This window comes from Idiomarina abyssalis, from assembly GCF_900116625.1.
Taxonomy (GTDB): Bacteria; Pseudomonadota; Gammaproteobacteria; order Enterobacterales; family Alteromonadaceae; genus Idiomarina; species Idiomarina abyssalis.
Map to the genome: position 1 here is coordinate 1 of NZ_FPBE01000002.1, position 12316 is coordinate 12316.

Genomic DNA, 12316 nt, shown 5'->3' on the forward strand with positions numbered 1-12316 from the left:
TGGCGTGTCATATTCAACGTGTGACGTTGAAATAGTAATACCACGCTCTTTCTCTTCTGGCGCGTTATCGATGGCTGCGAAGTCTTTCGCCGCACCACCATAAACTTTTGCCAAAACTGTTGTGATAGCAGCAGTCAGTGTAGTTTTACCGTGGTCAACATGACCAATGGTGCCGACGTTTACGTGCGGCTTCGAACGTTCAAATTTTTCTTTAGACATTGCAGCCTCTCTAACAAAATTCTTTCGGTGTGTTACCTAAGCTAAAAAGCAAGACCGAGGTTTATTAGGGGCCTAAAGTGAAATGGTGCTGATAGGCGGATTCGAACCGCCGACCTCACCCTTACCAAGGGTGCGCTCTACCAACTGAGCTATATCAGCACTAACGGAATTTGGAGCGGGTGGCGGGAATCGAACCCGCGTCATCAGCTTGGAAGGCTGAGGTAATAGCCACTATACGACACCCGCAAATTCACAATTTTGTGAGGCCACCTCAAAACCAAGGAAATTGCGTGGTGGAGGGGGCAGGATTCGAACCTGCGAAGGCTGAGCCGTCAGATTTACAGTCTGATCCCTTTGGCCACTCGGGAACCCCTCCCGCATTTTGCAATTTGAATTGGTGCCGGCAGAGAGAGTCGAACTCCCGACCTACTGATTACAAGTCAGTTGCTCTACCAGCTGAGCTATGCCGGCACCCCGGTTAGGTGGAGCGCATTCTATGGTACTAAATTTGATAGTGCAATAGATGCGTGCAATTTTTTTGATTTTTTTGTTCTGACTGGTCAGTTTTTATCTACATCGGATGAAAACTGACCGTCTTTTAGTAACATATACTATAGTCGTTTACTTGCCAAAAGGGTGTCGTAAAACGATGGTTTCTTTACGATCAGGACCGGTTGAAATGATGTCTACCGGAACACCTGTTAAGGCTTCAATACGGGCAATATAAGCCAGCGCTTCAGGAGGTAACTCATTGTGCTGTGTTACACCCACTGTGCTTTGTTGCCAGCCAGGCATGCTTTCGTAAATAGGCTCAACGACTTCGTAATCCTCTGCAGATAGCGGCGGGTGATCGGTCACACTGCCGTCTGCAAGCTGATAGCCGGTACAAATTTTCAATTCCTTAAGCCCGTCTAACACATCTAACTTAGTTAAGCAGAAGCCACTGATAGAATTGATTTGTACAGCTCGGCGCATGGCAACGGCGTCTATCCAGCCAGTACGGCGTTTACGTCCCGTTGTTGCACCAAATTCATGGCCTTTTTCACCTAAATACTGCCCCACTTCACAATCGAGTTCTGTCGGGAAAGGTCCACTACCGACACGAGTGGTATAGGCTTTTACAATACCTAACACATAGTCAATATAACGAGGACCAAAACCAGCGCCTGTAGCAACGCCACCGGCAGTCGTATTTGAAGAGGTGACGTAGGGATAAGTACCGTGATCAATGTCCAGTAAAGTGCCCTGCGCACCTTCAAACATTATTGACTCGCGGTTTTTGCGAGCCTTATCCAGTAACGATGGTACATCGGCTACCATTGGTTTTAATACTTCAGCGAATTCTTCGCATTGCTTCAGAACCGTTTCAAAGTCAATCGGATCAGCTTTGTAGTATTCAACCAAAGAGAAGTTGTGGTAGTCGACCAGTTCTTTTAGCTTTTCACCGAAGCGTTTCATATCGAACAGGTCGCCAACGCGCAGACCGCGGCGGGCAACCTTATCTTCATACGCAGGACCAATACCACGACCAGTTGTTCCAATCGCCTCTTTACCTCGGGCACGCTCACGTGCCTGATCAAGAGCAATATGGAATGGTAAAATTAGAGGGCAGGCTTTGCTAATTCGAAGACGGTCAGCAACAGGAACATTACGTGCTTCCAACATGGCCATTTCTTCCATCAGCGCTTCAGGTGACAAAACGACACCATTGCCAATAACGCACTGAACGTTGGTGCGTAGAATACCTGAAGGAATTAAATGCAGAACGGTCTTTTCACCGTCAATAACCAATGTGTGTCCAGCGTTATGTCCACCCTGATACCGCACAACCATTGTGGCTTTATCGGTTAACAGGTCGACAATTTTACCTTTGCCTTCATCACCCCATTGGGTGCCTAGAATTACAACGTTCTGACTCATGATTGCCCCGCGTAAAAAAAATCGGAGCGATCTTACCTTTTATCGGAGGGTTTGTACATCGGAGGAGAGCGCCTGATGATCACATCAGACGCTCATTCTTGATTACTCTTCAGATTTTCCCATCATATTTTGTAAATAACGGAAGAAGTCACTGTTCGCATCCAGCACTAACATGTCATTGCCGGTACCGAATGAGCTACTGTAAGCTTCCATGCTGCGAATAAATGCAAAGAACTCAGCATCTTTTTGATACGCCTCAGCATAAATTCTCGCTGCTTCCGCATCACCTTCACCACGTAATTCACGTGACTGACGCTTAGCATCAGCAAGCATTACCGTGACACGGGCGTCAACATCAGCACGAATAAACTCAGCCTGCTCACGACCTTCTGAACGGTGCTCTGTCGCCACCGCATTACGTTCTGCACGCATACGCTGGTAAATGGACTGACTCACTTCGTTCGGTAAGTTGATTTGCATAACCCGAACATCCAGCACTTCAACACCTAAGTCTGAAGCACTTTCTGAGCCCTGAATCAGAGCTTCGCGCATTAACTCATCACGCTCGCCGGAGACGATGTCTGAAATAGTGCGGTTACCAAACTCACTGCGTAAGCCACTGTTAATACGACGTGTCAGCAGTGCTTCGGCCTGGAGATAGTTACCGCCATTAGTACTCAAGTAAAAGGTCGAGAAGTCATTAATACGCCACATGACGTAGGTATCAACAATCAAATCTTTCTTCTCACTTGTTACAAAGCGATCCGGATCTCCGTCCAGCGTCTGTAGACGCGCATCAAGCTTTTTAACCTGCTCAATGAAAGGAATTTTAAGATGCAGACCTGGTTCGAAAACCATGGCTTCACCCGTCTGAGCGTCACGTTCTACCTTACCGAACTGGATTAAGATGGCACGTTCGCCCTCTTTAACCACATAAACGGAGGACAGACCCAGAACGACCAGGACCACAACAATAATTGCGATTAGGTTTTTCATTAGTTTCGACCTCCGCTACGGTTACTGCTGCGCGTATTTTGTGACTCTGAACCACTGTTTGAAGAGCCACCTGAAACATTTTCAGGAACACGCGTCGGAGAGAATGTATTCGTATTTCGACCTTGTTTTTCCAGAAGCTTTTCAAGCGGTAAATACATCATGTTATTACCACCTTCAACGTCAACCAATACTTTAGGCGTTTTTGCATAAAGGTCTTGTAACGTATCTAAGTAAATACGCTCGCGAGTGACTTCTGGCGCATTTTGATATTGAGGTAACAGCTCTTCAAAGCGAGCAACCTCACCCTGAGCTTCCAGGATAATTTGTTCACGGTAAGCCTGTGCTTCCTGCAACATACGACGTACCTGACCACGTGCCAATGGCTCTACTTCACGAGCATAAGCCTCAGCTTCACGGATGAAGCGTTCTTCATCTTCCTGTGCTGAGATGGCATCATCAAATGCGTCTTTAACCGCTTCCGGCGGACGAGCTGGCAGTAAGTTAATATCGACGATCTGTAAACCAACGGTGTACGGATTCATCGTTTTTTCCAGCATTTCCAGCGTGTTGGCTCTGACCTCTTCACGACCACGGGTCAAAACTTCGTCCATGGTTGTGTGACCAACCACATAACGCAATGCGCTATCGGTCGCTCTGGATAATACGCCGTCAGCATCTTCGACATTAAATAGGTAAGAACGCGGATCAACAACACGATACTGAACATCAAGTTCAACACGCACCACGTTTTCGTCCTGAGTCAGCATATAACCGTCGGTCTTATCTGAGCGAATGTTGTTAACGTCAACATGCTCTACCGAGTCAATAAATACCGGACGCCAGTGAAGTCCCGACTCAACCAGTGAATGGAATTGACCGAAACGCAGTACAACACCGCGGTCAGCTTCTTTTACTGTGTAGAAGCCAGCGATAAACCAAACAATTAACGCAATAATTGCGATAATACCGATGCCTTTACTCGGGATACCTGAACTGCCACCCGAGCCGCCGCCTTTCTTGCCACCAAAACCGAATTTGGAAAACAGTTTGCGAACTGCTTCGTCGAGATCAGGTGGCCCCTGATCCCGGCCACCTTGATTTTTCCATGGGTCACGGTCGTTGTTATTACCGTTTCCCGGTTGATTCCAAGCCATTGAGTGCTCCAAGTTTTTAATAAAACTGTTGCTAATAATTTTTATTCAGGGATGACCAAGTCATCCAGTTGATCGCCGTAGGCCTTATGTAAACGCTGCCAGTCTACCGATGACATTCGCACTTGCAACGCAAGTTCGCCATTTTCGTTAACATCTTCTGATGTTACGCAATTCCAACGGTATAATGTACCACGTAATTTACCCATTGAGTGCGGGATTTTAAGGGACAGCTCAACCATCTGTGGACCAAGTATCTGCCGCAACGCTTCCAGCACATGCTCAATACCAAGCCCCTGTTGAGCTGAAACCCATACTCTTATTGGCTTTTCGTTATCATCGTAATCGATTCTGGGTTCGGCACCATCTACTTGATCTATTTTATTACAAATAATTAACTGAGGTACATCACCCGCATCAATTTCTTCTAAAACCTCAGCAACCTGATCCATATTATTTTGCTGCTGTTCGTCGCTGACATCAACCACATGCAACAATAAATCCGCTTCCTGGGTTTCTTGTAACGTAGCTTTAAATGCAGCGACCAAGTCGTGAGGCAAATGACGGATAAACCCAACGGTATCGGCCAGAATAACGTCGCCAATATCTTCTACTGCAAGTTTTCTGAGGGTTGGATCAAGCGTTGCGAATAGTTGATCCGCCGCATAAACACCCGCCTCAGTCAGGCGATTAAACAACGTCGACTTACCAGCGTTGGTATAACCCACCAGCGATACCGTCGGAATATCTGCTTTCTTACGTGCCCGACGACCCTGTTCCCGCTGCTTTTGCACTTTTTCCAGACGCTTTAAAATGTTTTTAATACGTCCGCGAATTAAACGTCTGTCGGTCTCAAGCTGGGTTTCACCCGGTCCACGTAAACCTATACCACCTTTTTGTCTCTCAAGGTGGGTCCAGCCTCGTACCAGCCGGGTCGATATATGACGCAACTGCGCAAGCTCAACTTGCAGCTTACCCTCGTGAGTACGCGCACGCTGCGCGAAAATATCCAGAATAAGACCTGTACGATCTAAAACCCGGCATTTACAAACAGCCTCAAGGTTTCGCTCTTGGGTAGGTGACAGCGCGTGATTAAAAATAACAATGTTGGCGTCTAACAGCTTCACCTGTTCGGCAATTTCTTCTGCCTTACCACTACCAACAAAATATCGGGGAGTTGGGGAGCTACGACTGGATGTCATCACTCCCATCGTTTTCACGCCCGAAGAATCAGCTAAGAGTTGTAATTCTGAGAGATCTTCTCGGTCAACTTCTGCGGGTAAATCCACATGAACCAATATTGCGTAGTCGCCACCTTCATACCTATCGAACAAGTTGTTCAGACCTCTCTTTCATTATTAATCTTCTAATTCAGCCATATCTTCTGCGGCTTGCTGCGGCAAATAATTTTGTGGGATACGCGCAGGCACAACCGTTGAGATTGCATGCTTGTAAACCATTTGGCTAACCGTGTTTTTTAATAAGACAACAAACTGATCAAAAGACTCAATTTGCCCTTGTAATTTAATGCCATTAACTAAGTATATAGATACTGGTATGCGTTCACGACGTAACGCATTTAAGAATGGGTCTTGTAAAGTTTGCCCCTTAGCCATCTTGGATTCCTTTTTATCGTTATTAATATCCAATGTGTAAATAGTAAGCCACAGGACTGCCAATTTGCAGTCACCTGTAAAGACACACTAGACCAGTAAAGAATTTTTGCAATAAGAAAAACGTTAAGAATTACTCATTTAGTCAGAAATTGGATCTGCGGGCTTAAACGTCGTATTTCAATCCTGACGGTCAAATTTCTTTGCCGGCTGCTGCATTACCCTTAATACTTTGGCCTCCATGTCGGTATCGCCAGTGGTCAGCCAATGAACGCCGGGCCAGCCCCGTAGCCATGTCATTTGCCGTTTTGCCAACTGCCGTGTTGCTATAATGCCGCGCTCGCGCATTTCATCATAGCTGAGTTCACCGGCAAGGTACTGCCACATTTGACGATAACCGACGCTGCGTATTGACGGAAGATCCGTATGCAGATCATCGCGGTCAAACAGCTTTTTGACTTCGTCTTCAAAAGGTTGTGCCAACATCTGGTCAAAGCGCTGTTCGATACGCTGGTGTAAAACTTCCCGTTCTGCCGGGGCCACCGCAAATTGATAAATAGGTTTATCCAACTGACCGTAGCGTTCCCGCGTAAGTTCCGTCAGGCTTTTACCGGCGAGTTCATACACTTCCAGAGCACGTATAATCCGCTGAGGGTCATTTGGGTGAATGCGTTCAGCGCTTACCGGATCCACTTCCTGCAGTTGCTTGTGTAACTCAGTTAGCCCTTTGTCATGCCACTCAGCCGAAAGCCTTTCTCGTACGCTCGCATCCGACTCAGGTAAGTGCGAGAGTCCTTCCAGCAATGCTTTAAAATACAACATGGTGCCGCCAACCAACAAAGGTACTTTGCCACGTTGCTGAATGTCTTCAATTAATGCCAAAGCGTCTTTTTGAAAGTCGGCCGCGGAATAGGTTTCAGCCGGGTCACGAATATCCAGTAAATGATGAGGAACTTGAGCTTGTTCCTCGGCGCTGGGCTTAGCTGTACCAATATCCATACCGCGGTATATCAGTGCTGAATCTACAGAAATAATTTCGCAATCCAGTTGCTTACATAGAGCCAGTGACAACGCCGTTTTGCCCGATGCTGTCGGCCCATAAATCGCTATAACAGCGTCCTTACTGTGCATGACGTTCTCCGGGTAGCGGCAATCGCTGCAGTACATCCGGTGCTTCAAAAAGCTGTGAACGCCACTGGATAAGCCAATGTTCAGCCTGAGTGATGCTGTATGACTCAAGACCCGCAAACTGCGCAAGCCAACTCGCCAACGCCTCAGTTTCAGCACCTTCTGTTAATAGCTTTAATAATTCGGTAAAGCCACTAACCACATTCCCCTGACGCAGCATTTCAGGCATTTGCTCAATAATGACCTGTTCGCGCTGACACTGATACACTACGCCACACTGATTCAACTCCTGTTGCGGCCACTGACTTGCCGGGCCCGGTAAGTTGGCTAAATTAATCGCCACCGGTACTAGCAGTGGCTGGCCATTGAGCCCGTCCTGCAGTTGTTGAACCAGCTTTTGGGCAACGCATTCGGTATGCACTTTTGCCAGGTTTAGCCAGGCCAGGTTTTGTTCATTTCTAATAAGCGCGTAAACACCATTAAAAACCGTAAGGACCCGCCAGTTTTCTTCCGATTTTACCGCCCCTGGCTCTGTCTGGGGTTGTCCGCTACTGATACTATTTTGAACTCGGGCGGCATTTGGCAACAACGAACCTGATGCTTTTCTTTCACCTAAGACACTTCCGCCTGAAGCTCTGCCGGAAGGAAACGACGTTGGTCCTGACGGGCGTTCTTGTGAACCATAATGATGCTGGTGAGTCACAGCAGATTGCGGGCTATCTGTTGCAACCAACTGCATCAAAGCTTGCTCAATACGCGTCAGAATAAAGTCGTGCACTTGCCGCTGGCGATGAAACCGCACTTCATGTTTGGCCGGATGCACATTCACATCCACCTGCTCTGACGGCAATTCAAAATAGAGCACAAAAGTGGGGACCCGCTCGTTTGGCAAATACTTTTCATACGCCTGGCGTACCGCATGCGACAACAGCTTGTCCCGCATCATGCGACCATTTACGAAAAAATATTGAATATCACCCTGGTGCCGGCAATGCTCAGGGGGAACGAGCCAGCCAGTTAAATGAAAATCTCCGTCCACCGCATCGACAGTCGAAGCTTGTTCAGCAAAGCCACCACCGCAAATTTTTGCCAACCGCTGCAACTGTTGTTTTTCGCTCAGCGCCTGCGGAAACATACGGACTGATTTGCCGTTATGATTCAGTTGGAAACCAACTTCAAAACGACTGAGCGCAATACGCTTTATCACTTCATCAATATGAGTGAATTCAGTTTTTTCTGTACGCAGAAACTTACGTCTTGCCGGCGTGTTAAAAAATAGGTCCTGAATATCAACCGTGGTGCCGTCGGGGTGAGCAGCCGGCTCAATATTAACCTGCATGTCCCGGCCTTCGGCCCAGGCCTGCCAGGCTTCTTCTTGCTCCGGCGGTTTTGATATTAAACGTAAACGAGAAACCGAACTAATACTGGCCAAAGCCTCACCACGAAAGCCAAGGCTGCCAATATGTTCCAAGTCATCCAGACTTTTGATTTTACTGGTGGCATGCCGGCTTAACGCCAGCGTTAGTTCCTGCTTAACAATACCGCAGCCGTTATCACGAATTCTTATTCGCTTGCTGCCGCCCTGTTCTATATCCAGTACTAACTGGGTTGCACCGGCGTCGAGCGCATTTTCAACTAACTCTTTAACCACCGACGAAGGGCGCTCAACCACTTCACCCGCAGCAATTTGGTTCGCCAGCTCAATGGGTAACTGCTGAATAGCCATCAGCGACTCGGGATCGTCAGCTTCTGGCCAATTTTAAGCGTATTACTGGCCAGACTATTTTCAGATTTAATGGCTTTGACGGTAGTGTTATAACGCTGAGCGAGAACAGACAAAGAGTCACCCGACTTCACGGTATAGGTAAAACTACTTTGATTGGCCAAGTAAGTATTGTCGATTGGGTTACTGACAAAATAACGCCGGATACCATTATAAAGCGCTCGCGCCAGTTTTTGCTGATGGGCATTACTGGTTAGCAGTTGCTCTTCTCTGGGGTTAGAAATGAACCCTGTTTCTACCAGTAATGACGGTTTATCTGGTGATTTTAGCACGGCCAGGCTAGCAGCCTGTGGCGTGCGCTTATGCATTTTGGTTACTGCTGACATTTCATCAATAATGTGTTTTGCCGCACTATAGGCACCGGCAATAGAACTGTCCATTGACATGTCCAGTAGAGTTTCAGCCAAATAAGGTTCGTGTCCATTTTTACTGAGGATGTCCGTTACCCCACCCAGCAACTCCGATTGCTGTTCGCGGTTTTCCAGCCAACGACCCACTTCAGAATCCGCCCGGCGTTTTGATAGCACCCACACAGACCCTCCATTGGGCTGAGGTGAATGAAAGGCATCAGCGTGAATAGAAACAAAGAAGTCCGCTTTAGCATCCCAGGCTTTCTGCGGGCGTTCATTAAGGCCTACGTAGTAATCACCAGTACGAATCAAATAAGCCTGCATACCCGGGTCATCATTAATCAGCTTAGCCAGCGCCCGCGCGATACGAATAACGACGTGCTTCTCGTAGGTGCCGCGTGGACCAATAGAGCCGGGATCATCACCACCATGACCAGCGTCAATGGCAACGGTTACGCGCCTGTCTTTCAGTTCAGAAACGGATTTTGCCGGTCCGCTGCGCTCAATCGACTTACCCGGTAAGTCCACCACTAAGCGATCTTTATAAGAGTCGTTGGCCGGAAGGGTAAACAGGTTCGCGTCACTTTTTGAGTCCAGTTCAATAACGATGCGAGTGCTACGGGAGTTTTTGGGCGAACTGGTGCGAATTTTATCCACCAGCAGAGAGTCTTTACCCAAATTACTCAAATCCGCTTTTAGCGACGTATTGTTGAAATCAATAACCAGCCGATAAGGCTTTTGCTGATAAAGCGTGAAATAGGAATAGTCCGGTGTATCAGACAAGTCAAAAACCACCCGCGTTTTATCCGGAGATGGCCACACCCTTACACTGTCTACACTATTGTCAGCCCATGCCCACAGAGGAACACAAGCAAACAAAAACACCCAAAATCGCTGCATCATAATGTTTTAATTATTCTTTGTCCGGCTTCAGTTAGCGCACTGAAAGTTATTTTACGTCCTTCACCAGCATACTCGATTCGGATTTCTATGTCCGCTCCCGGTAGCCAGCCATAGCCTTTATCAGGCCATTCTATAAAGTTTAGCGTATCTTCGGCAAAATAATCACGAATTCCCATGTACTCAAGCTCTTCCGGATCAGCCAACCGATACAAATCAAAATGGTGAATGCGCCATCCCTGCAGCTGATAAGGCTCTACAAGGGTGTAGGTGGGACTTTTTACCGCGCCACAATGGCCCAAAGCCTGAATAACACCACGACAAAATGCTGTCTTACCGGCACCTAATTCCCCTTTCAAATAGACCACCAAAGGAGCTTGTAAAACTTCTGAAAATTTCTTCGCAAGCGCCAGCGTCTCAGCTTCATTTGCTAATTTACAGTGGTGTACCTCAGTCATCGTCCCTTCCATATCCATTCACCAACCGCCGTATATAGGGCAACAAATCAGAGGCTAAGGTTCCCCGCTCGCCATCTTTTCCTGCTTCTTCACCAGCCATGGCATGCCATAAGGCGCCGGCAATTAATGCCTGTGCCGGTGCCATTCTTTGCGCTAACAGGCCGCTTATCAACCCCGTTAATAAATCACCCATACCACCCGACGCCATTGCCGGTGAACCTCTGTCAATCAGGCATCTCCCGCGATCGGTGACCAACAGTGAGCCGGCGCCTTTAAGTAAAACTTGAGCACCGTACTTTTCGCGTAGTTGTGTTACCGCTAAAAACCTATCGGCTTCCACTTCATCAGCTGTGGTTTGCAGTAATCTGGCCGCCTCTCCCGGGTGTGGCGTCAGCAATAACTTTGACGACCGGGCTGGATAACTTGCCAGTAAATTCAACCCATCGGCGTCTATCACTTTCAATGCATCCGCCTTCATCACTTGTGAAAACACATCGTGACTCCAACGGCTTTGCCCTAACCCGGGACCAAGAGCAATCGCCGAGGCCTCACGTAACAACGGCTTTAACGTATCTTCGTCTTTAATAGAATGCACCATAGCTTCTGGCTGAGTCGCTGCAACAATTGCTTGTACGTCGGGGTGGCAGGCCACTGAAACTTTACCGGCACCTGCTCGCAAGGCGGACTTCATAGCCAGTATCACCGCCCCTGACATACCCGGTTGTCCACCCACGATAAGCACATGGCCTTGTTCGCCTTTATGAGTGCAGCGCGCCCGGGCCGGTAGCCAATTGCCTAACCCTCCGGCATCGACCCGAAACCAGTCGGCTTCATTTTGCTGCTTAAAGGTCTCACCAATGCCTAAGTCCTCTAAAACAAGCTCACCCGTATGATTCTGAGCTTTACCTGTGAGTAAACCGCGCTTTAATGCCACCAGACTTACCGTTAGGTGGGCGCGCACGGCAGCACCGGGAACATGGCCGTTATCGGCATTTAAACCAGAAGGCACATCGACTGAGATCACCGGCGTAGAACTGGCATTGACATGTTGTACCCAGGTCACGGGGTCTCCCTCGAGGGCTCTATTCAGTCCAACACCAAACAACGCATCTACCACAAGGTCAAACTGATCAGGTGCACAATCGAGCAGGGCTTTTTCGTTGCCCCCCTGCTCGCGCCAGGCTGAGCGAGCCCGGTGCGCATCAGATTCTAAGGGGTCTGAAAGCTCTGCATTGGGCTTTAGAGCAAATACCTGTACCTGATACCCCGCCTCCTGAGCCAGTCGGGCAACAATGTAACCATCGCCACCGTTATTGCCCTCACCGCAACATACTGCAATACGCGCCGGTGCCGGGAAGCGTCTTTGTAACTGCTTGAAAACGGCTTTACCAGCGGCTGACATCAGCTGCATCATATTCATTGCGCTGGCTTCAGCTGCCTTTTTTTCGCCTTTCTGCAATTGCTCAACACGATAAAGGCAGTTCTCATAGCGGCTACCGTCGGTGTTTGTCATGGTGCCTCCCCAATAGTGCGTTAGTCTGGCTTAAATACGCCAATGACCTGGTCAAACTGACGCTCGCTACCACCACCCTGCTCCTTGGGCTCACTAAACCGGTGCTTACATTGCACGCATTCAACTTGTTCGATATCGTTTTCGATAAAAAGCATGAGCGTGTCCATGGCATCGCATTTGGGACAAACCGCCCCGGCAATAAATCGCTTCTTTTCTCTAGCCACAACAGCTCCTGTGTTAGAATTGTGAGCAGAACATGTCTATGATACCGCAGCTGAACAGCTG

At 48.2% G+C, this 12316-nt stretch carries 12 protein-coding genes and 4 tRNA genes; all 16 read right to left on the reverse strand.

What is annotated here, in order from left to right; all coding sequences use genetic code 11:
* On the reverse strand, positions 1 to 219 hold a 219-nt coding region (locus BM359_RS05450; protein WP_234972464.1), incomplete at its 3' end, for a GTP-binding protein.
* An 83-nt stretch (positions 220 to 302) separates the two neighbouring features.
* Positions 303 to 378, reverse strand: a tRNA-Thr gene (locus BM359_RS05455).
* Positions 379 to 390: 12 nt separating this feature from the next.
* Positions 391 to 465, reverse strand: a tRNA-Gly gene (locus BM359_RS05460).
* A 45-nt stretch (positions 466 to 510) separates the two neighbouring features.
* Positions 511 to 595 (reverse strand) — tRNA-Tyr (locus BM359_RS05465).
* 19 nt (positions 596 to 614) lie between these two features.
* A tRNA-Thr gene (locus BM359_RS05470) sits at positions 615 to 690 on the reverse strand.
* A 150-nt stretch (positions 691 to 840) separates the two neighbouring features.
* On the reverse strand, positions 841 to 2139 hold the full coding sequence (locus tag BM359_RS05475; protein WP_054490697.1) for an adenylosuccinate synthase: 1299 nt from the start codon (positions 2137 to 2139) through the stop codon (positions 841 to 843).
* Between the two features lie 102 nt (positions 2140 to 2241).
* Positions 2242 to 3135: a protease modulator HflC gene (gene hflC, locus BM359_RS05480; protein WP_054490699.1), complete on the reverse strand. Its 894-nt coding sequence runs from the start codon at positions 3133 to 3135 to the stop codon at positions 2242 to 2244.
* The gene (gene hflK, locus BM359_RS05485) at positions 3135 to 4289 is read right to left on the reverse strand and encodes an FtsH protease activity modulator HflK (protein WP_054490701.1); all 1155 of its coding nucleotides are present in this window, start codon (positions 4287 to 4289) and stop codon (positions 3135 to 3137) included. The genes hflC and hflK overlap by 1 nt, the downstream gene beginning before the upstream one ends.
* A 41-nt stretch (positions 4290 to 4330) precedes the next feature.
* Positions 4331 to 5620: a ribosome rescue GTPase HflX gene (gene hflX / locus BM359_RS05490; protein ID WP_054490703.1), complete on the reverse strand. Its 1290-nt coding sequence runs from the start codon at positions 5618 to 5620 to the stop codon at positions 4331 to 4333.
* Positions 5621 to 5644: 24 nt separating this feature from the next.
* Positions 5645 to 5902, reverse strand: coding sequence for an RNA chaperone Hfq (gene hfq / locus BM359_RS05495; protein WP_054490705.1), 258 nt, complete (start codon positions 5900 to 5902; stop codon positions 5645 to 5647).
* 177 nt (positions 5903 to 6079) lie between these two features.
* Positions 6080 to 7030, reverse strand: a complete 951-nt coding sequence (gene miaA, locus BM359_RS05500; RefSeq protein WP_054490707.1) for a tRNA (adenosine(37)-N6)-dimethylallyltransferase MiaA — start codon at positions 7028 to 7030, stop codon at positions 6080 to 6082.
* Positions 7020 to 8753: a DNA mismatch repair endonuclease MutL gene (gene mutL / locus BM359_RS05505; RefSeq protein ID WP_054490709.1), complete on the reverse strand. Its 1734-nt coding sequence runs from the start codon at positions 8751 to 8753 to the stop codon at positions 7020 to 7022. The genes miaA and mutL overlap by 11 nt, the downstream gene beginning before the upstream one ends.
* Positions 8753 to 10063 carry an N-acetylmuramoyl-L-alanine amidase gene (locus tag BM359_RS05510; protein WP_054490712.1) on the reverse strand — a complete coding sequence of 437 codons (1311 nt, stop codon included), beginning with the start codon at positions 10061 to 10063 and terminating at the stop codon, positions 8753 to 8755. The genes mutL and BM359_RS05510 overlap by 1 nt, the downstream gene beginning before the upstream one ends.
* Positions 10060 to 10518 (reverse strand): tRNA (adenosine(37)-N6)-threonylcarbamoyltransferase complex ATPase subunit type 1 TsaE, encoded by a 459-nt coding sequence (gene tsaE / locus BM359_RS05515; RefSeq protein ID WP_054490714.1) that lies wholly within the window; start codon positions 10516 to 10518, stop codon positions 10060 to 10062. Before tsaE ends, BM359_RS05510 begins: the two co-directional genes overlap by 4 nt.
* Entirely contained in the window at positions 10511 to 12031 is a 1521-nt protein-coding gene (locus tag BM359_RS05520) for an NAD(P)H-hydrate dehydratase (RefSeq protein WP_054490717.1), read from the reverse strand. Before BM359_RS05520 ends, tsaE begins: the two co-directional genes overlap by 8 nt.
* Before the next feature lie 20 nt (positions 12032 to 12051).
* On the reverse strand, positions 12052 to 12255 hold the full coding sequence (locus tag BM359_RS05525; RefSeq protein WP_054490719.1) for a YheV family putative zinc ribbon protein: 204 nt from the start codon (positions 12253 to 12255) through the stop codon (positions 12052 to 12054).
* Between the last annotated feature and the right edge of the window lie 61 nt (positions 12256 to 12316).

What these genes read in the sequence shown, in the direction of transcription:
- BM359_RS05510 (WP_054490712.1), bottom strand. Translation starts at nt 10,063, where the DNA reads ATGATGCAGCGATTTTGGGTGTTTTTGTTTGCTTGTGTTCCTCTGTGG.
- miaA (WP_054490707.1), bottom strand. Translation starts at nt 7,030, where the DNA reads ATGCACAGTAAGGACGCTGTTATAGCGATTTATGGGCCGACAGCATCG.
- hflK (WP_054490701.1), bottom strand. Translation starts at nt 4,289, where the DNA reads ATGGCTTGGAATCAACCGGGAAACGGTAATAACAACGACCGTGACCCA.
- hflC (WP_054490699.1), bottom strand. Translation starts at nt 3,135, where the DNA reads ATGAAAAACCTAATCGCAATTATTGTTGTGGTCCTGGTCGTTCTGGGT.
- hfq (WP_054490705.1), bottom strand. Translation starts at nt 5,902, where the DNA reads ATGGCTAAGGGGCAAACTTTACAAGACCCATTCTTAAATGCGTTACGT.
- mutL (WP_054490709.1), bottom strand. Translation starts at nt 8,753, where the DNA reads ATGGCTATTCAGCAGTTACCCATTGAGCTGGCGAACCAAATTGCTGCG.
- BM359_RS05520 (WP_054490717.1), bottom strand. Translation starts at nt 12,031, where the DNA reads ATGACAAACACCGACGGTAGCCGCTATGAGAACTGCCTTTATCGTGTT.
- BM359_RS05475 (WP_054490697.1), bottom strand. Translation starts at nt 2,139, where the DNA reads ATGAGTCAGAACGTTGTAATTCTAGGCACCCAATGGGGTGATGAAGGC.
- tsaE (WP_054490714.1), bottom strand. Translation starts at nt 10,518, where the DNA reads ATGACTGAGGTACACCACTGTAAATTAGCAAATGAAGCTGAGACGCTG.